The organism is Micrococcus sp. KRD070, assembly GCF_017168435.1.
GTDB classification, from domain to species: Bacteria; Actinomycetota; Actinomycetes; order Actinomycetales; family Micrococcaceae; genus Micrococcus; species Micrococcus luteus.
The window spans coordinates 1-23,948 of the sequence record NZ_JABFNH010000016.1 but is presented as its reverse complement, the minus strand read 5'-3'; the positions used below and the strand labels follow the sequence as shown (position 1 = coordinate 23,948).

The 23,948-nt window shown below is 73.7% G+C and carries 18 protein-coding genes, 1 tRNA gene, 1 other RNA gene and 1 pseudogene; 12 read left to right on the top strand and 9 right to left on the bottom strand.

Features of this window, described 5'->3' with window-relative positions; genetic code table 11:
- Positions 1-4: 4 nt before the first annotated feature.
- The 3 genes from mmsB to J1M38_RS04950 are packed head-to-tail and all read left to right on the top strand — an operon-like array spanning position 5 to position 2,900.
- Entirely contained in the window at positions 5-922 is a 918-nt protein-coding gene (gene mmsB / locus J1M38_RS04960) for a 3-hydroxyisobutyrate dehydrogenase (protein WP_041102792.1), read from the top strand.
- On the top strand, positions 919-1,716 hold the full coding sequence (locus J1M38_RS04955; protein WP_078025387.1) for an enoyl-CoA hydratase: 798 nt from the start codon (positions 919-921) through the stop codon (positions 1,714-1,716). The genes mmsB and J1M38_RS04955 overlap by 4 nt, the downstream gene beginning before the upstream one ends.
- On the top strand, positions 1,713-2,900 hold the full coding sequence (locus J1M38_RS04950; RefSeq protein WP_078025388.1) for an enoyl-CoA hydratase/isomerase family protein: 1,188 nt from the start codon (positions 1,713-1,715) through the stop codon (positions 2,898-2,900). Before J1M38_RS04955 ends, J1M38_RS04950 begins: the two co-directional genes overlap by 4 nt.
- 88 nt (positions 2,901-2,988) lie before the next feature.
- Here J1M38_RS04950 and J1M38_RS04945 read toward each other — a convergent pair.
- Positions 2,989-4,122: pseudogene (locus tag J1M38_RS04945) on the bottom strand (acyl-CoA dehydrogenase family protein).
- Between the two features lie 265 nt (positions 4,123-4,387).
- Here J1M38_RS04945 and J1M38_RS04940 point away from each other — a divergent pair.
- Positions 4,388-5,233 carry an acyl-CoA thioesterase domain-containing protein gene (locus tag J1M38_RS04940; protein WP_241246488.1) on the top strand — a complete coding sequence of 282 codons (846 nt, stop codon included), beginning with the start codon at positions 4,388-4,390 and terminating at the stop codon, positions 5,231-5,233.
- Positions 5,234-5,369: 136 nt separating this feature from the next.
- Here J1M38_RS04940 and J1M38_RS04935 read toward each other — a convergent pair whose 3' ends face one another.
- Genes J1M38_RS04935 through J1M38_RS04925 form a run of 3 tightly spaced genes read right to left on the bottom strand, consistent with a single transcriptional unit; the run spans position 5,370 to position 8,993 of the window.
- Positions 5,370-7,124 carry a cytochrome b/b6 domain-containing protein gene (locus J1M38_RS04935; RefSeq protein ID WP_241246487.1) on the bottom strand — a complete coding sequence of 585 codons (1,755 nt, stop codon included), beginning with the start codon at positions 7,122-7,124 and terminating at the stop codon, positions 5,370-5,372.
- Positions 7,125-7,176: 52 nt separating this feature from the next.
- Entirely contained in the window at positions 7,177-8,187 is a 1,011-nt protein-coding gene (locus J1M38_RS04930) for an electron transfer flavoprotein subunit alpha/FixB family protein (protein WP_152744005.1), read from the bottom strand.
- Between the two features lie 23 nt (positions 8,188-8,210).
- The gene (locus J1M38_RS04925; RefSeq protein WP_063189076.1) at positions 8,211-8,993 is read right to left on the bottom strand and encodes an electron transfer flavoprotein subunit beta/FixA family protein; all 783 of its coding nucleotides are present in this window, start codon (positions 8,991-8,993) and stop codon (positions 8,211-8,213) included.
- A gap of 179 nt (positions 8,994-9,172) precedes the next feature.
- Here J1M38_RS04925 and J1M38_RS04920 point away from each other — a divergent pair, with 179 nt between their 5' ends.
- The 3 genes from J1M38_RS04920 (at position 9,173) to J1M38_RS04910 (ending at position 12,896) form a co-directional block, all read left to right on the top strand.
- Positions 9,173-10,087, top strand: a complete 915-nt coding sequence (locus J1M38_RS04920; protein ID WP_063189073.1) for an NUDIX hydrolase — start codon at positions 9,173-9,175, stop codon at positions 10,085-10,087.
- A 184-nt stretch (positions 10,088-10,271) separates the two neighbouring features.
- Positions 10,272-11,690, top strand: a complete 1,419-nt coding sequence (locus J1M38_RS04915) for an L-serine ammonia-lyase (RefSeq protein WP_141843803.1) — start codon at positions 10,272-10,274, stop codon at positions 11,688-11,690.
- A gap of 108 nt (positions 11,691-11,798) precedes the next feature.
- Positions 11,799-12,896: a YihY/virulence factor BrkB family protein gene (locus tag J1M38_RS04910; protein ID WP_225348892.1), complete on the top strand. Its 1,098-nt coding sequence runs from the start codon at positions 11,799-11,801 to the stop codon at positions 12,894-12,896.
- A 20-nt stretch (positions 12,897-12,916) separates the two neighbouring features.
- On the opposite strand, the gene J1M38_RS04905 is transcribed toward J1M38_RS04910, so the two are convergent.
- Both J1M38_RS04905 and J1M38_RS04900 read right to left on the bottom strand, forming a co-directional pair.
- Complete coding sequence (locus J1M38_RS04905; protein WP_206481420.1) at positions 12,917-13,927, bottom strand: thermonuclease family protein; 1,011 nt, start codon at positions 13,925-13,927, stop codon at positions 12,917-12,919.
- Positions 13,928-14,077: 150 nt separating this feature from the next.
- Positions 14,078-15,010, bottom strand: a complete 933-nt coding sequence (locus J1M38_RS04900; RefSeq protein WP_041102773.1) for a TspO/MBR family protein — start codon at positions 15,008-15,010, stop codon at positions 14,078-14,080.
- Between the two features lie 114 nt (positions 15,011-15,124).
- Here J1M38_RS04900 and J1M38_RS04895 point away from each other — a divergent pair, with 114 nt between their 5' ends.
- On the top strand, positions 15,125-16,021 hold the full coding sequence (locus J1M38_RS04895; protein ID WP_049146689.1) for a haloacid dehalogenase: 897 nt from the start codon (positions 15,125-15,127) through the stop codon (positions 16,019-16,021).
- Positions 16,022-16,152: 131 nt separating this feature from the next.
- Positions 16,153-17,868, top strand: a complete 1,716-nt coding sequence (poxB, locus tag J1M38_RS04890; RefSeq protein ID WP_041102769.1) for a ubiquinone-dependent pyruvate dehydrogenase — start codon at positions 16,153-16,155, stop codon at positions 17,866-17,868.
- A gap of 87 nt (positions 17,869-17,955) precedes the next feature.
- Here poxB and J1M38_RS04885 read toward each other — a convergent pair whose 3' ends face one another.
- Positions 17,956-19,518: a sodium:alanine symporter family protein gene (locus tag J1M38_RS04885; RefSeq protein WP_206481421.1), complete on the bottom strand. Its 1,563-nt coding sequence runs from the start codon at positions 19,516-19,518 to the stop codon at positions 17,956-17,958.
- Positions 19,519-19,735: 217 nt separating this feature from the next.
- Positions 19,736-19,821, bottom strand: a tRNA-Ser gene (locus J1M38_RS04880).
- Positions 19,822-19,976: 155 nt separating this feature from the next.
- On the opposite strand from J1M38_RS04880, the gene ffs reads away from it, so the two are divergent.
- Both ffs and gluQRS read left to right on the top strand, forming a co-directional pair.
- Positions 19,977-20,073, top strand: an RNA gene (ffs, locus tag J1M38_RS04875) — signal recognition particle sRNA small type.
- A gap of 17 nt (positions 20,074-20,090) precedes the next feature.
- Entirely contained in the window at positions 20,091-21,077 is a 987-nt protein-coding gene (gene gluQRS, locus J1M38_RS04870; RefSeq protein WP_206481422.1) for a tRNA glutamyl-Q(34) synthetase GluQRS, read from the top strand.
- 39 nt (positions 21,078-21,116) lie between these two features.
- Here gluQRS and J1M38_RS04865 read toward each other — a convergent pair whose 3' ends face one another.
- Complete coding sequence (locus J1M38_RS04865; protein ID WP_206481423.1) at positions 21,117-21,782, bottom strand: malonic semialdehyde reductase; 666 nt, start codon at positions 21,780-21,782, stop codon at positions 21,117-21,119.
- 78 nt (positions 21,783-21,860) lie between these two features.
- Here J1M38_RS04865 and J1M38_RS04860 point away from each other — a divergent pair.
- Positions 21,861-23,948, top strand: a 2,088-nt coding sequence (locus J1M38_RS04860) for a DNA polymerase III subunit gamma and tau (protein ID WP_206501189.1), incomplete at its 3' end; no start/stop codon positions are given.

Below are 23,948 nucleotides of genomic sequence, written 5' to 3'. Positions count from 1 at the left end.
CCCCATGACCACCGTTCTGTTCCTCGGCCTCGGCCACATGGGCGGCCCCATGGCCGCCAACCTCGCCGCCGCGGGTCACCGCGTGCTCGGCTTCGACCTCGTCCCCGAGGCCCTCGAGAAGGCCCGTGCGGCCGGCGTCGAGACCGTCACGGACACGGCCGCGGCGGCCGCGGAGGCCGACGTCGTGCTGACCATGCTCCCCCACGGACGCCTGGTGCTGGACGTCTACCGGGGTGAGGACGGCGACGGCGGCCTGCTCGCCGCCGCCCGGCCCGGCACCGTGTTCTTGGACTGCTCGACCATCGACGTCGCCGAGGCTCGCGAGGCGGCCGCGGCGGCGGAGGCGGCGGGCATGCGGGCGGCCGACGCGCCGGTCTCGGGCGGCCAGGTGGGTGCCGAGGCCGGCACCCTCGCCTTCATGGTGGGCGCCTCGGACGAGGTGTACGCCGAGGTGCTGCCGCTGCTCGAGGTCATGGGCGCGCGGATCGTGCACTGCGGGGCCGCCGGCCTGGGCCAGGCCGCGAAGATCTGCAACAACATGGTGCTGGGGGTCACGCAGATCGCCGTCGCCGAGGCCTTCGTCCTGGGCGAGCGCCTGGGCCTGCAGCACCAGGCCCTGTATGACGTGATGAGCAAGGCCTCCGGGCAGTGCTGGTCCCTGACCACCAACTGCCCGGTGCCCGGCCCCGTCCCCGGCTCCCCCGCGAACCGGGACTTCCAGCCCGGCTTCGCCGGCGCCCTGATGGCCAAGGACCTCGGGCTCGCGCTCGCGGCCCTGGACGAGCAGGGCGTGGCGGCCGACCTGGGGCGCCTCGCGCAGGCCAAATACGCCGAGTACGCCGCCGGAGAAGGCGCCGCCCGCGACTTTTCCGGCATCATCGAGGACATCCGAGCATCACACACGGACAGGAGCGAGGCATGAGCGAGCAGACCACCCCGGACGGCGCCGAGTCGCCGATCATCGTGGAGCGGCAGGGCCGGGTCGGCCACATCCGCCTGAACCGGCCGAAGGCCCTGAATGCGCTGAACGAGGCGACGATGCGTGCCGTCGTCGCGGCGGTGCAGGAGCTGGACACCGACCCGGAGATCGGGGCGATCCTGCTCTCCGGCTCCCCCAAGGCGTTCGCCGCCGGCGCGGACATCAAGGAGATGGCCACCAAGGAGTTCTCCGAGATGTACGCGGCCGACTGGTTCGCCGGCTGGGACGGGCTCACCCGTGCCCGCACCCCCATCGTGGCGTGCGTGACCGGCTACGCCCTCGGCGGCGGCTGCGAGCTGGCCATGATGGCCGATGTGCTCGTGGCCGGCGAGGGCGCGAAGTTCGGCCAGCCCGAGATCAACCTCGGCGTCATCCCCGGCATGGGCGGCTCCCAGCGCCTGACCCGCGCCGTGGGCAAGGCGAAGGCCATGGACATGATCCTCACCGGCCGCATGATCGGGGCCGAGGAGGCCGAGCGCATCGGGCTCGTCTCCCGCGTGGTGGCCGACGAGAAGGCCCTCGAGGAGGCGCTGGAGGTGGCCGCGACCATCGCGTCCAAGTCCAAGCCGGCCTCCTGGATGGCCAAGGAGGCCGTCAACGCCGCGTTCGAGACCACGCTCGCCCAGGGCATCGCCTTCGAGCGCCGCGTGTTCCACGCCGCGTTCGCCACGGCGGACCAGAAGGAGGGCATGGACGCGTTCACGGCCAAGCGCGAGGCGGGGTGGCAGCACCGATGAGCGACGCGCAGTCCACCGCGACGACGGCCCCCGCGGCCGCACGGGACGGCGCGGCGGGTGAGGTGCTCCTCGAGGTCCGCGACGGCCTCGGCCGCATCACGCTGAACCGTCCGCGCGCCCTGAACGCGCTGACGCAGGACATGGTCCGGGCGATCGACGCGGCCCTGACCGACTGGGCCGCGGACCCCGCCGTGCGCGGCGTGCTGATCCGCGGCGCCGGGGAGAAGGGGCTGTGCGCGGGCGGCGACGTCGTCTCCCTGCGCGCCTCCCTCCTGGCGGGGCGGTTCGCGGAGGCCGAGGAGTTCTTCCGCGACGAGTACGCGATGAACGAGCGCATCGCCGCCTACCCCAAGCCGTACGTGGCCTTCATGGACGGCGTCGTCCTGGGCGGCGGCATGGGCGTGTCCGCGCACGGCTCGCACCGCGTGGCCACCGAGCGGACGCGCGCCGGCATGCCCGAGACGGCGATCGGGTTCACCCCCGACGTCGGCGGCTCCTTCCACCTCGCCCGCGCACCCTTCCAGGCGGGCCGGCACCTGGCCGCGACCTCGGCGCACGCCTCCGGGTCCGACGCGGTGGCCCTGGGCCTGGCGGACGTCTTCGTGGAGTCCGCCCGGCTGGACGAGCTCGAGCAGGCCCTCGCCGCGGCGTTCGGCGCCCTCGGCCCGGCCGCGGACGCGGGCGCGCGCGACGAGGCCGCCTTCGCCGCCGCCGACGAGGTGCTGGCCCGGTTCGCGGTGGCCGAGGACGCACAGCCCGCCTCCGCGCTGGTGGCCGGCCGGGAGTGGATCGAGGACGTCTACGACCGGGAGACGGCCGCCGAGGTCCTCGCCGCCCTGGACGAGCGCGCCGCCGCGGGCGGGGAGCACGCCGAGGCCGCGGGGCAGGCCGCCGAGGCCATCCGCACCAAGTCCCCGACCGCCGTCGCCGTGGCCCACGAGGCCCAGCGCCGGCTGGCCGCGCGCGGAGCGGACCTGACCGTGGCCGACGCACTGCGCCAGGAGTTCACGATCGCCACCCACCTGATGCGCGAGCCGGACATGGCCGAGGGCATCCGCGCGCTGCTCGTGGACAAGGACAAGGATCCGACGTGGAGCCCGGCCCGGCTCGAGGACGTCTCGACCGAGGACGTGGCCGGGCACTTCGAGCCCGTGTCCGGGGTGGACCCGCTGCAGCTCGGCTGAGCCCGCCCCGACGGACCGCGCCCCGTGGTCACGTGTGGGGACCGCGGGGCGCCGTGCTGGGTGGGGCGACCGGGTGGGGCCCCCGACGTCAGCCGATCAGGCCGCGGCCCACGATCATGCGCATGATCTCGTTGGAGCCCTCGAGGATCCGGTGCACGCGCAGGTCCCGGACGAGCTTCTCCACGCCGTATTCGTGCAGGTAGCCGTAGCCGCCGTGCAGCTGCAGGGCGGTGTCGGCGGCCTCGTAGCCGGACTCGGTGGCCACGAGCTTGGCCATGGCGCACAGGCGCACGGTGTCCGGGTCGTTGCGGTCCAGGGCGTCCGCGGCGCGCATGAGCATCGTGTGGGCGGTCTCCAGCTTCACGGACATGTCCGCGAGCTCGAAGACGAGGGCCTGCTTGGTGGTGAGCGGCTCGCCGAACGCGCTGCGCTCCTTGAGGTAGCGGGTGGCCTTGTCCAGGGCGGCCAGGCCGCCGCCGATCGAGCAGGCGCCGATGTTCAGGCGGCCGCCGTTGAGGCCCTTCATGGCGATGCGGAAGCCGTCGCCCTCCTCGCCGAGGCGGTCGGCCACGGGCACGCGGACGTCCTCGAAGATCACCTGGCGCGTGGGCTGGGTGTGCCAGCCCATCTTCTTCTCGCTGGGGCCGAAGGACAGGCCGGGGGTGTCCTTGTGGACCACGACGGCGGAGATCCCCCGGGCGCCCGTGTCCGCGGTGCGGCACATGACCACGTAGTAGCCGGAGGAGCCGGCGCCGGAGATGAACTGCTTGACGCCGTTGAGGACGTAGTGGTCGCCGTCGCGGACGGCGCGGGTCTTCAGCGCGGCCGCGTCCGAGCCGGCGCCGGGTTCGGTGAGGCAGTAGCTGGCCAGGTGCTCCATGCCCACGAGGTCGGGGATCCAGCGGGCGCGCTGCTCGTCGCTGCCGAAGGAGTCGATCATCCAGGCGACCATGTTGTGGATGGAGATGTAGGCGGCGAAGGCCGGGTCCGCCTTGGCGAGCTCCTCGAAGATCAGGATCGCGTCCGTGCGCGCCAGGCCGGTGCCGCCGTGCTCCTCCCCCACGTAGATGCCGCCCAGGCCGAGCTCGCCGGCCTCGGCGAGGACGTCCACCGGGAAATGCTACTCGGCGTCCCAGTCGAGGGCGTGCGGGGCGACGCGCTGCTCGGCCAAGTCGCGGACGGCGTCGACCAGGGCCTTCTGGTCGTCGGTGATGGGGAACATGGGTTCGTCCTCCTGGGGCTCGGGCCGGCCGCGCGGGCGGTCCACGACGGGGTGGTGCGGGGGTGACACCGCGGGCGGCGACAGGGTGTGACTGTCGTCACCATGATAATAGGACATCCAATGATTTGCCGTGTCGCCACCGGGCCGTGGGCTAGCGTGCTCCCCGTGCAGACCACCACCAGCCCCACCGCGGACTCGCCCACGCCCCCGCTCCCACCCCTCCGGCCGCACGGAACAGCTGTTCGGCATCCGCCGCCACGCGCTGATGACCGAGCGGGACGGCGCCCTCAACCCGGCCGCGTTCGAGGTCGGCCCGTGGTGCCTCGACCTGGACGGCCGGCCCACCGGCGCGGCGGCCACCGTGATCATGGACACCGCCACCGCGGTGGCCGTGCACCACGCGGCCCGGGACATCGAGACCGTGGTCACCACCGAGCTGCAGGTCAACGTGCTCGGCCCGCTGCCCGCCTTCGACGCGGCGGCCGTCACGGCCGGGGACGAGGACGGCCCGCTGCTGGAGTGCTGGACCCGCCCGCTGGCCTGGGATGCTGCCGGCGGCGTGGCCCGCGCGTGGCTCGAGGACGCGGACGGGCGTCGCGTGGTCGAGGCGACCGGCTGGTTCCAGTCGGTGCCGGCCGGAGCGCCGGAGCGGATGGCCGAGTTCGTCGCCGCCGGACGGCTGCCCCGCGGGGCCGAGACCCGCGTGCCCATGCCGGGGCTGCTGGCCGCCCGCCCCGAGTCGTTGCCGACGGCCGATCCGGACGTGCGCCCCGCCGTCGACGCCGCGGCGACCGCGGGCGCCCGCTTCGCCCCGAAGCCGGAGCTGGCCAACCCGTCGGGCGCCGTCCACGGCGGGGCCATGACGCTGCGGGCGGTCACCGCCGCGCAGGCGGCCATGCCGGACCGCGAGCGCTACGACGTCCAGGCCGTGCGCGTGGTGTTCGTGCGCCCGGGCCACGGCGAGATGGTCGCCCTCACGCGGGTGCGGCACGCCGGCCGGTCCCTGCGCCTCGTGGACGTGGACCTCGTGCCGGTCGGCGCCGACGGCGTCCCCGTGGCCGACAAGCCGATGGTCCAGGTGCAGGTCACCTTCCGCGCTGCCCGGAGCTGACGCTCCGCACGCCCGAGCACCCGAGCGCTTTCGAACGTGAGAAAGGGCCTATCTCACGTTCGAAAGCGCTCATTCCCCCGAGATCACGTTCGAAAGTCCCGGGTGGAGGAGGAGGGGCCGTCGTCGTGCGGCCGGCTCAGCGGCCCACGGTGCCGAACCGGGAGGCCACGGGGGCCGTGAAGGCGGGCTTCAGGAAGAACCACGCGGCGGCGGTGACCGCCACGCTCACGAGGAACACCACGAGGCCCCACGCGTCGGTGGCACCGCCCCGCGAGGTGTACATGTGGTTCAAGTTCGTCAGCAGGCCCGTGAAGGCCACGAGGAACACGTGCACCACGATGAACGCCACGAAGAAGACCATCACCGGGAAGTGCACCTTGCGGGCCACCTCCATGGGGAACGCCTTGTTCAGTCCCTTGGCCTCCGTGGGGAACCACGAGGACATGCGCCAGCCCGTGAGGGCGGCGAGCGGGGCGGCCACGAACACCACCAGCGCGTAGGAGAGCATCTGCAGCGCGTTGTAGTGCACCCAGCCGTTCTCCGTGGGCCAGTCCAGGGACAGGTACTGGATGCCGGCGGACAGGGCGTGCTGGAACACGTGCGGGTCCGTGGGCACGATCCGCGCCCAGTGGCCGGTGACGATCAGCAGCACCACGAAGATCACGCCGTTGAGCAGCCACAGCGCGTCGAGGGCCTGGTGCGTCCAGATGGTGAGCGAGAACTTCTTCGGGGTGTTGCCCCGCGCGGAGAACAGGCCGTCCTTCGTCGGAGTGAAGTTGGCCGGCGGCCGCGTCTCGTGACGGATCTGCAGGCCCGTCCGGATGATCAGCACCATCAGGAACATGTTCAGGAAGTGCTGCCAGCCCATCCACCAGGGCATCCCCTCGGGGGTGCCCTCGGGCAGGACCGGGTGCCCGTCGTAGGTCGCGATGAAGTCCGCCACCGGGTCGAGGCTCCGCAGCCAGCGTCCGGCCAGCACTGCGAGCAGCGCCAGCACGACGACGCCGGCCACCGCCGGCAGCGCCTTGCGCAGGCGGGACGGGGCGGCGGATTCGGCGGCGTCCGTCTCCGCGGCCCGAGCGGGCGTGCCGGTGGCGGCCCCGGGGGCGGCCCGGGGCGGCTGCGCGGTGGAGGCCGGCGGGGCCGAACGGGTGTCCGGCGCGGTGGGAGCCGGCTCCGCAGCCGGCGCCGCGGCCACGGGGGCGGCGACGGCCGGTTCCGCATCGGCCGGCTCCGCGGCGGCGGGCTCGGCGGTGGCCGGCTCGGCGACGACCTCCTGCGCCGCCGTCTCCGGCGCGGTGGGGCCGCCCACGGCGGCGAGCTCGGTGAACCACTCCCCCTCCCGGGCGAACGGCACGTACCCGGCCATGCGTCGCCGCTTCGCGAGCGGCACGAGGTCGGACTCCACGGGAGCGCCCACCCCGGCCGCGGCCGGCGCACCGGTCGCGGAGGCGACGACGGCCGCCACGTCCGGCACGACGGGCTCGGTCTCCGCGGGTGCGGGGGCCCGCGTCGGGGACGCCGAGGCGGCGATCGGCTCGGGCGCGACGGACCGCGCCGGGGCGGCGGCCGGGATCGATCCCGCGGCCGGGGCGGGGGCGCCGCCGAGCCACTCGGCCTCGCGGGCGAACGGGACGTACCCGGCCATGCGGCGTCGCGCGGACAGGGGCGTGAGGCCCGACGTCGGCGCGGTCGGCGCCACCGGGACGGCGGCCGCGGCCGAGGCGGGGGCCGCCGTCGTGGTGCTGTCTCTTATACACAACTCCGAGCCCACGAGACGCGTAGTAATCTCGTATGCCGTGCCGGGTACGTCCCGTTCGCCCGCGAGGCCGAGTGTCTCGGCCGGGGCGCCCTTCAGGGGGACGTAGCCGGCCATTCGCTGCTTGGGCATGCTTCTCCTCGTCCGAGGGGCGCGGTCCGCAGCGGACCGCGCCCGCACCGGTTCAGCCGCGGCGGGTGCGCAGCTGCTCGATGACCTGCGGGACCACCTGGAAGATGTCCCCGACCACGCCGAAGTCGGCGTGCTCGAAGATCTCGGCGTCCTCGTTCTTGTCGATCGCCACGATGGTCTTGGCGGTCTTCATGCCGGCCAGGTGCTGGATGGCGCCGGAGATGCCGAGGGCGATGTACAGGTTCGGGGACACGATCACGCCGGTCTGGCCCACCTGGCGCTCGGCCGCGGTGTAGCCGGAGTCGACGGCGGCACGCGAGGCGCCCACGGCGGCGCCGAGCTCGTCGGCGAGCTGCTCGACGATCGCGAAGCCCTCCTCGGAGCCCACGCCGCGACCGCCGGCGACGACGGTCTTCGCGCCGCGCAGGGGCGGACGGGCGGAGTTCTGCGTGCGGGCGTTCACCTCGAGCACCCGGGCGCCGGCGGTCACCGGGCCGAGCTCGGCGGCGGCCAGCTCCACGACCTCGGGCGCCTCGACGGCCGGGGCCCGGTCCGCGACGGCGCCGGGGCGCACGGTGATGATCCGGGGGCCGCCCTCGCCGGTGGACTCGCTGAGGTAGTCGCCGCCGAACACGGAGTGGCGGGCGATGACCTCGTCGTCGGCCCAGCGCAGCCCCACGGCATCCGCGCAGACGGGGCCGCGGGCGCGGACGGACAGGCGGCCGGCCACCGCGCGGGACTCGGGGCTGCCGGAGAGCAGCACGGCCACGGGCGCGGTGCGGGCGGTCGCGGCGGCGAGGGCCTGCACGGCGGCGTCGCCCAGGGTGGTGGCGGCGTCGTCGGCCACGAGGACGTGGACGCGCGTGGCGCCGTACTCCCCCAGACGGGCGACGGCGGCGTCCCTGCCCTCCGCGCCGGTCACGAGGACGGCCTCGGGCACGCCCACGGTGGCGGCGGCGCCGAGGAGCTCGGCCACGATCGGGCGGAGCGCTCCGTCCGCGCCGATCTCGGCGTGCACCAGCACGGTCTGGCCGCTGTTCGCGGCGTCGGTCTGCGTCGTCATCTCGGTCTCCTCCACGTTCGCGCTCACACGAGCCCCCGACCCGCGAGGAACTCCACCAGCCGCTCGGCGGCGGTGCCGTCGTCGGTGACCTTCTCGCCCGCGGCACGCTCGGGACGCGTGTCCGCCGAGACCATCACGGAGCGGTAGGCGGCCTCGGCCGGGCCCGCGGCGATGCCGAGGTCGGCCAGGGACAGCACGGTGAGCGGCTTCTTCTTGGCCGCCATGATGTTCTTGAAGTTCGGGAACCGCGGCTCCGCGGTCTTCTCCGTCAGGCCCGCCACGGCGGGCAGGGCGACGGCGGCGCGCACGTCCGCGTCCGAGGTCGCCACGGTGCCGGTCAGCTCGCCGTCGGCCAGCTCGGGGGCCTCGGCGTGCGGCAGGTAGGGCCGCTCCAGGAGCTCGGCGACCATGGCGGGCACCACGCCGGTGCCTCCGTCCGTGGACAGCGTGCCGGCGAGCACGAGGTCGGCGCCCTCCTTCTCGACGGCCGCGGCGATCACGCGAGCCGTCTGCACGGCGTCCGAGCCGACGAGTGCGTCGTCGGTGATCTGCACGGCGGAGTCCGCGCCCATGGCCAGCATCTTGCGCAGGGTCTTCGAGGAGTCCTCGGGGCCCACCGTCAGGGCCACGACCTCGATGTCCGCGCCGGCGTCCCGCCAGCCCAGGGCGACCTCCATGACGCGCTCGCTGATCTCGTCCGGCACGGGCTCGGCCGCGCCGTCGCGCACCACCCAGCCGGTCTCCAGGCTCAGCTCACGCTCCTGCCACGTGTCCGGCACCTGCTTGGCCAGCACCAGGATCTTCACGGCCTCTCCTCCTTGGGTCGCGGTCTCGCCCCGGGGCCTCCGCCCCGAGCGCGGCGACTTACGCTACAGACTACGGGTCCGCGCACATCCGGGCCGCATGACCCCCGCGCGGGAGCGGCCGGGGCCGCCGTCGTCGGCCCGCGCGTCCGGACCATGATCGCCCGAACCGAGGAGGCACCGTGAGCCCCGCCGCCCCGCCCGCCGAGCCGTCGGCCGCCGAGGACCGGCCCCGGGTCCCGGCGGTGCCCGCCTCCTCCCTCGTGCTGGTCAGACCCGGGGCCGGCGGCGAGATCTCGGTGTTCACCGTCCGCCGCGCCGGGACCATGGCCTTCAGCGCCCACGCCACGGCCTTCCCCGGCGGCCGCGTGGACCCCGCGGACGACCTGCCGGACCGGCTGTGGGAGGGCACGGATCTGGCCGAGTGGGGCCGGCGCCTGGGGCTGCCGCACGAGCCCGTGGACGCCCACGGCACCCTCACGGAGCTCGACCCCGCCGAGGGCGCCGGTCGCGTGCTGGCCGCCGCCGTCCGCGAGACGTTCGAGGAGACCGGAGTGCTCCTGGCCCGGGACGCCGTCACCGGCACTCCCGTGGACCCGGCCCGGGTGGCCGCGTTCCCCGACGAGCTGCGCGACGCCGTCGAGCGCCACGAGGTGGACTTCGGGGAGCTGCTCGACCGCGAGGGGCTGCGCCCCGACGCCGGCGCGCTCGTGCCGTGGTCCCGGTGGATCACCCCGCACGGGGGCCCGCGCCGCTACGACACGTTCTTCTTCGCCGTCCACCTGCCGCAGGGTCAGTCCCCCGAGCGGATGTCCTCCGAGGCGGCCAGCCACGGCTGGGCGTCCCCCGCCGAGCTGCTGCGCCGCTTCCGGGCCGGCAAGGTCAACCTGATGGCCCCCACATGGTGGCAGCTGCGCACCCTGGTCGACGCCGGCGAGGACATCCACGCGGGCCGCTCCCGGTTCGAGCCCCTCGAGGGGGTCATGCTCGTGGCCGGGCAGGGGCCCGTGTTCCCCCACGCGGACGAGTATCTGCGTGACCTGACGGCGTTCCGCGCGGCCGCGCAGGTGGAGGAGTCCAAGGACAACATCCTCTGAGCGCTCCCGGCTCCGGGCCGTGCGGTGGGTGACGGGCCGGAGAGCAGCGCGGACCGCGAGCCGCGACCCCATGGCCTGCAGGGCCCCGTGCCCCTAGTCTGGTCTGCACTGGATCTCCCGGCTCCGCGCGTCCGGCCCCCACCCCCGGCCACCGCGCGTCCCGCTCGCACCCTAGGAGCACTGCATGGCGCTCAGCGTCCTCGACCTGTTCTCGATCGGCATCGGCCCGTCCTCGTCCCACACCGTGGGACCCATGCGCGCCGCCCGCCGCTTCACGGACAGCATGGGCCAGCACGGCGTCCTCGAGCGCACGGCCCGCGTGCACGCCGAGCTGTTCGGCTCGCTGGCGGCCACCGGCGTGGGCCACGGCTCGGACACCGCGGTGCTGCTCGGCCTGGCCGGCCAGGACCCTGAGACCATCGACCCGGACGCCTGCACCGGGCTCGTGGAGGAGATCGTCACGGGCGGCCGGCTGCCCCTGGACGGGCGCCACGAGATCGCCTTCGACCGGCAGGGCGACCTGACGCTGCACATGCGCGAGTCCCTGCCCGGGCATCCGAACGGCATGCGTCTGACCGCCTACGACGACGCCGGCGAACAGCTTCACACCCGCGACTACTACTCGGTGGGCGGCGGCTTCGTGGTCACCTCGGACGAGCTCGAGGCCGAGCTGGACGCCACCAAGGACGTCAACCGCACCGACGACGGCGACACCGGCGAACCGTACCCCTTCTCCACGGGCGCCGAGCTCGCCGCCCGCTGCCACGAGGCGGGCCTGAGCATCGCGGAGCTCATGCTCGCCAACGAGGCCACCCGGCACGACCTCGACGAGCTGCGCACCCGGCTGCTGGCCATCTGGGCCGTCATGGAGGAATGCGTCCACAACGGCGTGACCCGCACCGAGCCGATCCTGCCCGGCGGACTGCAGGTCCGCCGTCGGGCCCCCGCGCTGCGGGAGCACCTGCTGCAGACCACCGACCGCACCGACCCCATGTGGGCCATGGAGTGGGTCAACCTCTTCGCGCTCGCGGTGAACGAGGAGAACGCCTCGGGCGGGCGCATCGTCACCGCGCCCACGAACGGCGCCGCGGGCATCATCCCGGCCGTCATGCTCTACTACATGCGCTTCGTGCTCCCCAAGGGCGCCACGCAGCAGGAGCGGGACGACAAGGTGGTCGAGTTCCTGCTCACCGCGGCGGCGATCGGCATCCTGTACAAGCGCAACGCCTCCATCTCCGGCGCCGAGGTCGGCTGCCAGGGCGAGGTCGGCTCGGCCTGCTCCATGGCGGCGGGCGCGCTGTGCGCCGTGCTCGGCGGCACCGTGGACCAGGTGGAGAACGCGGCCGAGATCGGGATCGAGCACAACCTCGGGCTGACGTGCGACCCCGTGGGCGGCCTGGTCCAGGTGCCGTGCATCGAACGCAACGCGATCGCGTCGGTGAAGGCCATCAACGCGGCCCGGCTGGCGCTGCTCGGGGACGGCTCGCACCGGGTGACCCTGGACCAGGCCATCAAGACCATGCGCGACACCGGCGCGGACATGAAGTCCAAGTACAAGGAGACCTCGCGCGGCGGCCTGGCCGTGAACGTCATCGAGTGCTGATCGCCCGGGTCCGCGGCCCAGCGCCGCTCCGGTCGGGACGGACGGGGCACCCGTCCGCTAGCGTGGGGCCCGATCCGCACCCTGCCCCCCGAGCGCGAGAGGACCGACGTGGCCATTCATCCTGTGGACGCGACCCTGGAGGCCGCGAAGATCGATCCCGACCAGCGTGCCGAGCGGCTCAAGGGGGTGAAGCTCGACGGCGCCGGCTGGAAGTACGCGCTCACGCGCGCGCTCAAGGAGTTCGGCAACGACGGCGGCACCGACCTGGCCGCGAAGCTCACCTACTACCTGGTGCTCTCGCTGGCCCCCTCGCTGCTGGCCGTGTTCTCCATCCTGTCCCTCGTGCTCGCCTCCAACCGCGGAGCCATCGACGATCTGCTGGGGCAGCTGACCGGTCTGGTCCCGAGCGACTACCAGGCGCTCGTCACGAACCTGGTGACCACCATGAGCGACTCGGCCGCCTCAGGCGGCGGGATCATCGCCCTCGTCATCGGCATCGCGACCGCCCTGTGGTCCGCCTCCGCGTACGTGAAGGCGTTCAATCGCTCGGCCAACACGGTGTACGGCTACGAGGAGGGCCGCGGCCTGGTGAAGCTGACGCTGACCAACCTGCTCACCACGCTCATCCTGATCGTGGGCATCGTGGTCGTGCTGATCTCGCTGGCGCTGAACCGCTCACTCGTGGACGGCTTCCTCCAGCCGATCGCCGGGCCGCTCGGCATGACCGGCGTGGTGAACTTCCTCTCGGACACGTTCCTGCCGGTGTGGGCGTGGGTGAAGTGGCCCGTCGTCGTCCTGATCCTGCTGGTGCTGATCGCGACCCTGTACTACACCACCCCGAACGTCCAGAAGCCGCGCTTCCACCTCTTCGGCCCCGGCAACATCGTGGCGCTGGTGGGCATGGTGCTGGCCGCGGTGGCCCTGTCCGTGTACTTCACGCAGTTCGCCGGCTACTCGGCGTACGGCGCGATCGGCACGATCATGGCGCTGCTGTTCGCCCTGTGGATCTTCAACATCGTGCTGCTGCTCGGCCTGGAGGTCGACGCCGAGGTGGAGCGTGCCCGCCAGCTCGAAGCCGGCCTGCCCGCCGAGGCTCGGGTGCAGCTGCCCCCGAAGGACGTGGCCGGGGTGGAGAAGCGCGCCGAGAAGCAGACGGCCGTGGAGGAGCGCGGCTACGAGCTGCGGGCGGTCCACGAGGGCCGCTGACCGCACCCGATGCGGCGCCCTCAGCGCCGGGCCGCCCGGTAGCCGTCCGCCTGGGCCGCGGCGGCGGAGGCGTAGCAGTTGCGCGCGTTGGTCTTGCCGTAGTGCTGCTGACCGGGCATGTGGTAGATGCCCGAGTTGTCGTTGGCCTTGACCGGGTGGGAGTCCGGGCACACGGAGTCGGCTCCGCGCACCGGCCCCGCGTCGCCGGCCGCGGGGGCCGCCTCCGGGGCGGGGGCCGGGGCCGCCTCCGGGATGGGCTCGGCCGCGGTGCCGCACTCCCCGGAGAACCTGCCGACGCCGTTCGCCCGGGCCTGCTCCCACGCCGCCTCGACCTCGGGCAGGAAACGGTCGTTGCCGTCGAAGACCGCCGGCTCGCCATAGCCCAGGCGGGCCATCTCGGCGTTGACCAGGACGCCGTCGGCGTACACGCCGGCGAGGAGGCGGTCATAGCGGTCGTAGAGCCGGCGGTCGTACCGCAGCACCACCGTGTCGCCGGGGCTGATCATCGACTTCAGCGCCGCCGTCGCCTCCGGGCCCATGCACTCGACCGGCTTCGAGGGGTGACGGGTCTCGGGGGTGTCGATGTTGAGCAGGCGCACCCGCGTGGACACCTCGCCGAGGGTCACGCGGAGCGTGTCGCCGTCCGAGATCGACTCGACCGTGACCACGTCTCCCTCGACGTCGGCCGGGGCGGCGGGCGCCGCCGGCTCGGCACTGCGGGAGCCTTCAGCAGTACGCGACTCCTCCGCGGCACGTGCGGCACGCGACTCGGCGGCCCCGCTCGAGGACGACGCTGCGGCGCGCGAGCTCTGCGCGGCGGAGGAGGAAGCGGCCAGCGACGACGCAGCGGCACGGCTCGTCGCAGCCGCGTCGACGGAGGGGGTGGACGTGATCGGCATCGTGCTGACCGACGCGGAGGTGTCGGCATCGCTCGCCGGGGTGACGCCGTCGTCGGTGGCGGTGCAGCCGGTGAGCAGGAGCAGGGACAGTGCGGCCGCGGGGAGCGCCGCGCGCAGACGGGCAAGGGGCACGAGGATCCTGGAGGGGAAGGGACGGGGACATGACGAAGGCCCCGCCGTGAGGCGGGGCCTTCGGATCACCACATCATCGCATGTGGGAGGCACAGGTGTTGCCGCACGTCACGACAGCATCGGTCCCCGTTCCGTCAATGACGACGGGGGTCAGCGTCGGCCGTCGATGGGGTCGCCGCCGCCGTCGAGGGCGTCGAGGACGAGGTCGCGGGCCTCGCCCGTCGCGGACCGGCGGGAGAGCAGCAGCGCGGCCAGCCAGCACAGCAGGACGATCGCCGCGCCGCCCCACGCCAGGAGGGCGAGGCTGCCCGAGAGCAGCCCCGTGCCGTCCGCGCGGCCGACGCCGATCCACACCAGACCCCACGCGAGCGCGAACGCCGGAGCCGGGCGGCCGCCGTTGTACACGGCCGTGAACGCGCCGATCAGCACGGCCACCACGAGCATCACCTTCGCCCAGAGGGACGACTGCCCCGGATCGCCGACGACGCCGGTCGAGGCCAGCCACGCGGCCAGGTTCGCCACGGCGGCGATCGAGACCCAGCCCAGATGCAGGCCCTGCACCCCGTCCAGGAGGATCCGCTCCCCCCAGCTGTGCGCGCGGACGGATTCGAGGAGCACCAGGATCCACGCCAGGCACGTCAGCAGCAGCGCGATCACCACGACGCTCAGCCCCAGCAGCCCGGCCTGCACCGTCCAGATCCACGCGGCGTTGAGCAGCACCGAGACCAGGATCCACGGTCGCAGGCGGTCGTGACGGGCGGACTGGGCCGAGGCGAGGAACTGCCACACGGCGTACGCCAGCAGCCCCGCGTAGATCACGGACCAGATGCCGAACGCGGGGGTCGCCGGGGAGACCCAGGTGGCGTCCGGGCCGAGCCAGCCGCCCGCGGCCTCGGCCACGGGGGTCAGGCCGCCGACGACGCCGGAGCCCAGGAACGCGGCCACGACCGCGAGGATCACGACCACGAGCATGGCCACCCGGCCGCCCGTCGAGGACAGCCCCGTCCCCGAGCTGGGGACGCGCGCCGCGGCGTCGGGGCCGAAGGGGCTGCGGGACGGGCCGAGGTCGGTGGCGGTGCTCATGGGTGCTCCCGTGGGGTGATCGTCGGGGGTGTGCCCCGGGCGGGGCGGGTCTCAGGGTCAGCGTAGCCGCCGGGCCCATCGCGGGCACGGGCCACCGCGGCCTAGGGTGGGGGCATGCGCACTTCCTCCCCGATAGGACTCCTGCTGGACGTGGACGCCCCCGTGGCCTCCACCGAGACCCGGACCGTGCCGGAGGGGATCATCGACGTGCTCGTCCGTCTCGCGAGGCGCGGGGTGCCGGTCGGCTTCAACACGGGCCGCTCCACGGACTTCCTCCTGCACAACCTGATCGCCCCGCTGCGCGACGCGGGCCTCCCGGACGACGCTCCCTTCCACGCGATCTGCGAGAAGGGCGCCGTGTGGTTCCCGTTCTCCGCGGTGCCCTCCGGGGACCTGCCCGACGTCACCGTGGACGGCACCGCCCCGGACTGGCTCCGCACCGACCCGGACATGGCCATCGACGCGGACACCCGTGACGCGATCTGGGCCCTCAACGATGAGCGCGCCGGGGACCTGCAGTTCACCGACCGCACCAAGCTGGCCATGGTCTCCCTCGAGAAGACGGTCGGCGCCGACCAGACGGAGTACGAGCGGGTGCGCGACGACGTCGCCGCGGGCGTCGAGGATCTGCTCGCCGAGCGCGGACTCGCCGAGGAGGTGCGCGTGGCCCCCTCGGTGATCTCGGTGGACGTCGAGCACCGCTCCTCCGGCAAGGACCTGGGCGTCGAGCGCTGCTTCGACCTGCTGGCGGAGGCGGGCACCCCGGTGCCCGAACGCTGGCTCACCGCGGGCGACTCGCGCAGCGACTACGCCATGGCCGACCGGCTGCACGAGCGCGGACTCGCCGTGGAGCACATGGACGTGCGGCCCGCCGACGGCGTCCCCGAGAAGCCCTACGGCGTGGTGACGGCGGCGATCCTCGCCGAACGCGGCATCGGCGACGCCGACGACGTCCACGAGCGGGCGGGCGAGTCCCTGCTGCGCTGGGTGGAGCGCGACCTGCTGCGCTGACCAGGCCGGACGCCCCCTCTGCGGACGGCCGACCCTCCCCGGGCCTGGACCTCGACCCCTAGCGTGGAAGGCAATGCCGCGCCCCTGCCGAAACCGGCCCGGGCGCCTCCCGACCAGAGAGAGGTTCCACCGTGGCCACCGTCGCCCAGAACATCGTCGAGACCCTCCACGCCTCGGGCGTGCGCCGCATGTACGGCGTGCCCGGGGACTCCCTCAACGGGCTGACCGAGGCCCTGCGCTCCCACGGCGGCATCCAGTGGGTGCACACCCGGCACGAGGAGACCGCGGCCTTCGCGGCCTCCGCCGAGTCCCAGCTCACGGATGAGCTCGCGGTCTGCGTGGGCTCGTGCGGTCCGGGCAACCTCCACCTGATCAACGGCCTGTTCGACGCCCAGCGCTCCCGCACTCCGGTGCTCGCGATCGCCGCGCACATCCCGTCGGAGGAGATCGGCTCGGGCTACTTCCAGGAGACCCATCCGCAGGACCTGTTCCGCGAGTGCTCCGTCTACGTGGAGCACGTCTCCTCGGCGGACCAGATGCCCCGCATGCTGCGCACCGCGATGCGGGCCGCCGTCGAGCAGCGGGGCGTGGCCGTGCTCGTGATCCCGGGCGACGTGGCCCTCACCGAGCTCTCCGCGAAGCCCGAGGTGATCCGTCACACGCCGTCCCGCGTCATCCCGGCGGACTCCGTGCTGCGCGAGGCCGCCGAGGCCCTGGACTCGTCCAAGCGGATCACCATCCTGGCCGGCGCGGGTGCGGCCGGCGCCCACGACGAGGTCGTGGCCCTGGCGGAGCGCCTGCAGGCCCCGATCGTCCACGCGCTGCGCGGCAAGGACCGGATCGAGTACGACAACCCGTATGACGTCGGCTTGACCGGCCTGCTCGGCTTCGCCTCCGGCTACCACGCGCTCAAGGAGGCCGAGACTCTGCTGATCCTCGGCTCCTCCCTGCCGTACCGGCAGTTCTACCCCGAGGACGCCACGGTCATCCAGGTGGACGTGCGCGGCGAGCAGATCGGCCGACGGGTGGCCGTGGACGTGCCGCTCGTGGGCGGCGTGAAGGAGACGGCCCAGGCCCTGCTGCCGCTGCTGCGCGGGAACTCGTCGTCGGCGTTCCTGGACAAGGCGCTCAAGCACTACGCCAAGACCCGCAAGGACCTCGACCAGCTGGCCTCCCCGGGACGCGGACGCGTGCATCCGCAGTACGTGGCCCGCCTCCTCGACGAGCTGGCCGACGACGACGTGGTGTTCCTGCCCGACGTCGGCTCCCCGGTGGTCTGGGCCTCCCGGTACCTGACGATGAACGGGCGCCGCCGGATCATCGGCTCCCTGTCCCACGGCTCCATGGCCAACGCGGTCACGCAGGCGGTCGGCGCCCAGGCGGTCGACCCCACCCGCCAGGTGGTGGCGATGGCCGGCGACGGCGGGTTGGCCATGATGCTCGGCGAGCTGCTGTCGTTCGTGCAGAACGACCTGCCCGTGAAGACGCTCGTGTTCGACAACGACTCGCTGAACTTCGTGGAGCTCGAGATGATGGCCGCCGGGTTCGTCCCCTTCGGGACGGACCTGCAGAACCCGGACTTCGCGGCGATCGCGGAGGCAGCCGGCATCAAGGGCTTCCGCGCGGACCACACGACGGACCTGCCTGCGGTGATGCGCGAGTTCCTCGCCCACGACGGGCCTGCGCTGCTGGTGGTCAAGACCGAGCGTCAGGAGCTGACGATCCCGCCGAGCATCGAGTTCGAGCAGGCCAAGGGCTTCGCGCTCTACGCCATGCGCACCGTCCTCGACGGCAAGGGCACCAAGCTGCTCGACCTCGCGAAGGCGAACCTGCGCCAGCTGTTCTGACCTGCCGCGCACGACGACGGCCCGGACGCTGGCGGCGTCCGGGCCGTCGTCGTGGTGGGGCGGGGAGGGCCCAGCCCCGCCGGCCCGTCAGGCGCGGTGGGCGCCGCCCTCGGTGACGATCGGGTGCTCGGCCGTGCCGGCGACGCCCTGGGTGATCAGGCCGTCGGCGCGGTGCTCCCAGAAGTCCGCGTTGCGGATGCCGAGCGGGCGCGGGTCGAACTGCGGGTCGAGACCCTGGCGCTTCTGTGCACGGTAGTCCTTGAGGGCCTTGAGGGCCGGGCCCTGCAGCACGAGGATGCCGAGGATGTTCAGCCAGGCCATGGAGCCCACGCCGATGTCGCCGAGGCCCCAGGCCGCACCCGTGGTGGCGACGGCGCCGTAGGCCACGGACACGAGGATCAGGGCCTGCAGGAAGCGCAGCACGACGCGGCGGACCATGCCGTTGCGCAGGTTGCGCGTGAGGAACACGATGTTGACCTCGGCCATGTAGTAGTACGCCACGATCGTGGTGAAGGCGAAGAACGCCAGCGCCACGGCCACGAACGTGGGGCCGAAGCCGGAGAACATGGCGTCGAAGCCGGTCTGGACGAAGGCCGGGCCCTCGGAGGCCGTCGGCGAGACGATGCCCTCGAACAGCAGGCCGGAGCCGGACCCGTCCGAGTACACCCGGTAGGCGCCCGTGGAGATGATGATGAACGCGGTGGCCGAGCAGACGAAGAGCGTGTCGATGTACACGGCGAACGCCTGCACGAAGCCCTGCTTTGCCGGGTGCGAGACCTCGGCGGCCGCGGCGGCGTGCGGGCCCGTGCCCTGGCCGGCCTCGTTGGAGTAGACGCCGCGCTTCACGCCCCACTGGATGGCGAGGCCGAGGATCGCGCCGAACACGGCGTGCACGCCGAACGCGCTGGCGAAGATGGAGCCGAAGACCTCGGGGATCTGGTCGAAGTTCAGGAACAGCACGATCAGCGCGAGGATGATGTACAGCACGGCCATCACGGGCACCACGTAGACGGCGAACGTCGCGATGCGCTTCACGCCGCCCAGGACGATGAAGGCCAGCAGGATGACCATGGCCAGGGCCACGACCCAGGCGGGCACGGCCCACGCCTCGCCCACGGCCGCGGCCACGCCGTTGGCCTGCACGCCCGGCAGGAAGTAGCTGGTGGCGAAGACGGTGACGACGGCGAACAGGATGGCGTACACCTTGAACGCGGGGGCGGCGGCCGTGTGCTTGTAGGCCTTCTCGAAGTAGTACGCCGGGCCGCCGCGGTACTCGCCGGTGTCCGGGTCGCGCTCCTTGTAGATCTGGCCGAGCGTGGACTCGATGAAGGACGTGGCGGCGCCGAGCAGGGCCATGACCCACATCCAGAACACGGCACCGGGGCCGCCGAACGCGATGGCTGTGGCGACGCCGCCGATGTTGCCCATGCCGACGCGGCCGGCGAGCGACATCATGAGGGACTGGAGGGACGAGGTGCCGTCCGCGGAGTCCTGGCCCTCGCGGAGCTGCTTCACCATGTCCGGGATGTTCACGAACTGCAGGAACATGGTCCGGATGGTGAAGTAGAGGCCGACGATCAGGCAGAGCCAGATCAGGGCCGGGGACCAGATGACGTCGTTCACGGCGGTGATGAGATCTGCGAAGGACATGGGGTCTCCAGATCGGGGTGGGGATGGCCGGTGCGGTGCGAGCTCCGAGCGGCGGCCGCCGGCGGTCCCGGACGACTGGGGAGAAGGATACGCGCAAATGTGACCCGCGTCTCGCATCCAGCGTGGCGGATCGGGAATCCGGGCGCGCGGCCCGCGACGACAGCGGCCCCGGACATGCGAAAAGCCCCGGAACCACTGGGGTCCCGGGGCTTGCCCGCGGAGGATGGGGGATTTGAACCCCCGAGGGCTGTTAACCCAACACGCGTTCCAGGCGTGCGCCATAGGCCGCTAGGCGAATCCTCCTTGGTGCGCCCTCATGCGGCGGACCGCGCGAGGGCAGGCTCCATCATAACCAGATCGTCCTGGGCCGCGCCAATCCCCCGCGGGAGGCGAGGGCCCGGTCCGGGTCTCACCGCGGCCCGAATCGCCCCGCCCACCGCCGCCCTGGTAGAGTCGTGGGCGGCCCCTCACGTGGTGTCATCTCGCTGAACTCCCCCAGGACCGGAAGGTAGCAAGGGTAGGTGGGCTCTGGCAGGTGCGTGAGGGGTCTTCACTTTCCCCCAGGAGATCCCATGCCCGCCGGACGCTACGCCCCCTCCCCCACGGGAAGCCTGCACCTGGGCAACCTGCGCACCGCGCTCGTCGCGTGGCTCGCGGCGCGCGCCACGGACCGCGCCTTCCTGCTGCGGGTCGAGGACCTGGACCGCGTTCGCTCCGGGGCCGAGGCCGGGCAGCGGGCGGACCTGGCCGCCGTCGGGCTGGACTGGGACGCCGAGCCGGTGCGCCAGTCCGAGCGCACCGCCCTGTACGACGCCGCCGTGGCCGCCCTGCGAGCCGCGCACGGCGCGGACGCGGTCTACGAGTGCTTCTGCTCGCGCAAGGACATCGCCGAGGCGACGTCGGCCCCGCACCCGAGGCCCGACGACGGCGCCCCCGCCTCCGGCGGCACCGTGCCGCTGCGTCCGCCCGGCTTCTATCCGGGCACCTGCCGCGGCCTGACCGAGGCCGAGCGGGCCGAGCGACGGCGGGTGCGCCCCGCCGCCCTGCGGATCGACGTGGCGAAGGTCGCGGGCCTGCCGGCGGGCGAGATCCCGCGCGCCACCGCCGTGGACGTGCTGCACGGCGAGGTCACGGGCCTGGTCGACGACCTGGTGCTGCGCCGGAACGACGGGGCGTACGCGTACAACCTGGCCGTCGTCGTGGACGACCTGGCGCAGGGCGTGGACCAGGTGGTCCGCGGCGACGACCTGCTCGACTCGGCCCCGCGCCAGCGCTGGCTGGCCGAGGCGCTGTGCTCCGCGCGCGGGGAGCCGACGCCCGCGGTGGAGTACCTGCACGTGCCGCTCGTGCTGAACGCGGCGGGGCGGCGGCTGGCCAAGCGGGACGGCGCCGTGACACTCGAGGACCTCGCGGCGCAGGACCCGGCGTGGACCCCCGAGCGGGTGCGGGACCGGTTGCTGGAGTCCCTCGACCTGCCCCCGGGACCACTGGCGGCCGCCGTGCCCGCGTTCGACCCGGCCGCCCTGCCGCGCGATCCGTGGGTGTTCACCGGGCTTTGAGCGGGCCGGCGCCCTGGCCCGCCGCAGGCCCGGCCCCGGTCAGAGGACCTGGGCGGCCTGGTCGAAGTCGAGGCGGCCCTGGCGAGGCTGCTGCGCCTTCTCGTCGTCCGCGGCGGCGTGGCCCACGTTGATCACCAGGAGGGACTTCCAGGCACGGTCCGCGTGGAACTCGGCGTCCACGGCAGCGGCGTCGAACCCGGCCATGGGGCCGACCTCGAGACCGTGCGCGCGCAGGGCGACGAGCAGGTAGCCCACCTGGATGAGCGCGTTCGTGCGGCCCATCCCCTCGCGCATGCCCGGCTTGCCCTCGGCGTCCTCCGCGAAGCCCTCCCGGAACGGGGCGAGGTGGCCCATGTGGCGGTGCCAGTCGAGGTCGTAGGAGGCGATCAGCGTGAGCGGGGCGCGCTCCGTCTTCTCCCGGTTGAACTCGATCATCAGCGGAGCCAGGCGGGCGCGGGCCTCGGGGCTGTCCACGACGTCGAGCCGCAGCGGCTGGTTGTTCATGGCGGTCGGCGCCCAGCGGAGGTCCGCGTAGGCCCGCTCGATCAGCGCGAGGTCGACGGGCTCGTCCGAGAAGAGCTGCGTCGTGTGGCGGTCCGCGAAGAGGCGGTCGATCTCGGCCTGACTCAGCGGTCCCGCGTCCGGGGCCGGCTGCGTGGGGTGGATCGTGTCCTCGGCGTCGGTGTGCATGTGCGTGGTGGTCATGGGCCAGGGAACGGGCCGGTGGGTGGGCGCATTCCCCGGCTCCCTTAGCCCGTCCGCCCGCCGGATAGGCTTTCGAGGGTGAGCACCGCCCTGTACCGCCGCTACCGCCCGGACCGTTTCGAGGACGTGATCGGGCAGGACCATGTCACGGTCCCGCTGCGCACCGCACTGGCGAAGGACCGCGTGAACCACGCCTACCTCTTCTCCGGCCCGCGCGGCTGCGGCAAGACCACGTCCGCCCGCATCCTCGCGCGCTGCCTGAACTGCGCCCAGGGCCCCACGCCCACGCCGTGCGGCGAGTGCGACTCGTGCCGGGACCTGGCCACCGGCGGGCCGGGCTCGCTGGACGTGCTGGAGATCGACGCGGCCTCGCACGGCGGTGTGGAGGACGCCCGCGGCCTGCGCGAGCGGGCCACGTTCGCCCCGGTCCGGGACCGCTACAAGATCCTCATCATCGACGAGGCGCACATGGTCACCGCGGCGGGCTTCAACGCGCTGCTCAAGATCGTGGAGGAGCCGCCGGAGCACCTGAAGTTCATCTTCGCCACCACGGAGCCGGAGAAGGTCATCGGGACCATCCGCTCCCGCACCCATCACTACCCGTTCCGGCTCGTGCCGCCGGAGCCGCTCATCGCCTACCTCGTGCAGCTGTGCGCGGAGGAGGGCGTGTCCGTGGAGAAGGGCGTGCTGCCGCTCGTGGTGCGCGCCGGCACGGGCTCGGTGCGTGACACGCTCTCCGTGCTGGACCAGCTGATCGCGGGTGCCCAGGAGGGCCAGGTCTCCTACGAGCTCGCGGTGAGCCTGCTCGGCTTCACCCCGGAAGCCCTGCTGGACGACGTGATCGACGCCGTCGCCGCGGACGACACCCCCACCGTGTTCCGCGTGGTGGACCGCGTGGTGCAGTCCGGCCAGGACCCGCGCCGCTTCGTCGAGGACCTGCTGGACCGCTTCCGCGACCTCGTGATCGCCCGTGCCCTGCCGGAGGAGGCCGGGGCGATCCTGCACGGCATGCCGGAGGACCAGGTGCGGCGTCTCTCGGCGCAGGCCGCGCAGCTCTCCCGCGCGGAGCTCTCCCGCCTCGCGGACATCACCAACCTCGCCCTGACGGACATGGTGGGGGCCACCAGTCCCCGCCTGCACCTCGAGCTGCTCATGGCGCGCCTGCTGCTGCCCGCCTCGGACGAGACGCACCGCGGCCTGGCCGCCCGCCTCGAGGCCCTCGAACGGCGCCTCGAGCTCGGTGGCGCCGCGCCCGTCGAGGACGGCGCCCCGGAGGGCACGACGACGCCGGCCCGGTCCGGCACGCCCGCCCCGGACGGCGGCGGATCGGCCGAGAACGCGGAGGGCTCCGGCCCTCTGACCGGTGCCGCGCTCGCCCGGGCCGCCATGCGGCGGCCGGAGGAGCCCGCGCCGACGGCGCCCACCGCCCCGCCGGAGCGCTGGACGCCGCCTGCCCCGCAGCCCGTGGCAGAGGCGCCGGAGGGGGACGCGGCCGCCGGGGCCACGGGGTCCGAACGTCCGCAGCAGCCGCCACAGCCCGGGCGGCCCGAACCGGCGGAGGTCGGGGCCCGCTCCGAGGACGCGCGCCGCCCGGAGGCCGGGAGCCGCCCCGAGCCTGAGGGCCGCCCCGAGCCCGAGGGCCGGCCCCAGGCCCAGGACCGCACCGGTGCCGCGCCGGCCCCCGCCCACGGGCCGGAGGAGACGGCCGCGCCGTCGAGCCCCACGCCCGCCCCGGCGGCGAGCCAAGTGGAGATGATCCGCCGGGCCTGGCCGGACATCCTCGCGGCCCTCGAGGACGCCTCACGCCTGGTGTGGATGCTGGTGAAGGACAACGCGAGCGTCGCGGGCTACGACGGCTCGTTGCTGACGATCGGCTTCCAGCAGGACGGGCCCCGCCAGTCGCTGCTCGGCCGGGGCGGCGACCGCGTGCTCGGCGAGGCCGTCCACCAGGTGCTCGGGATCCGCCCGCGGCTCGACCTGATCCTCGGTGGGGACGCGCCGACCGGGGACACCCGCGGACAGTCCGGCGCTCGCCCGGCCGGCCCGGCGCGGACGGACCGGCCTGAGCGCCCGGCCCCGCCGCAGGGACGGCCCGACCGACCGGCGGCGCAGCCGAACCGGCCCGCTCCGGCGCCGGGGCCGGCCCCGCGCGAGCCGGAGTCCTCC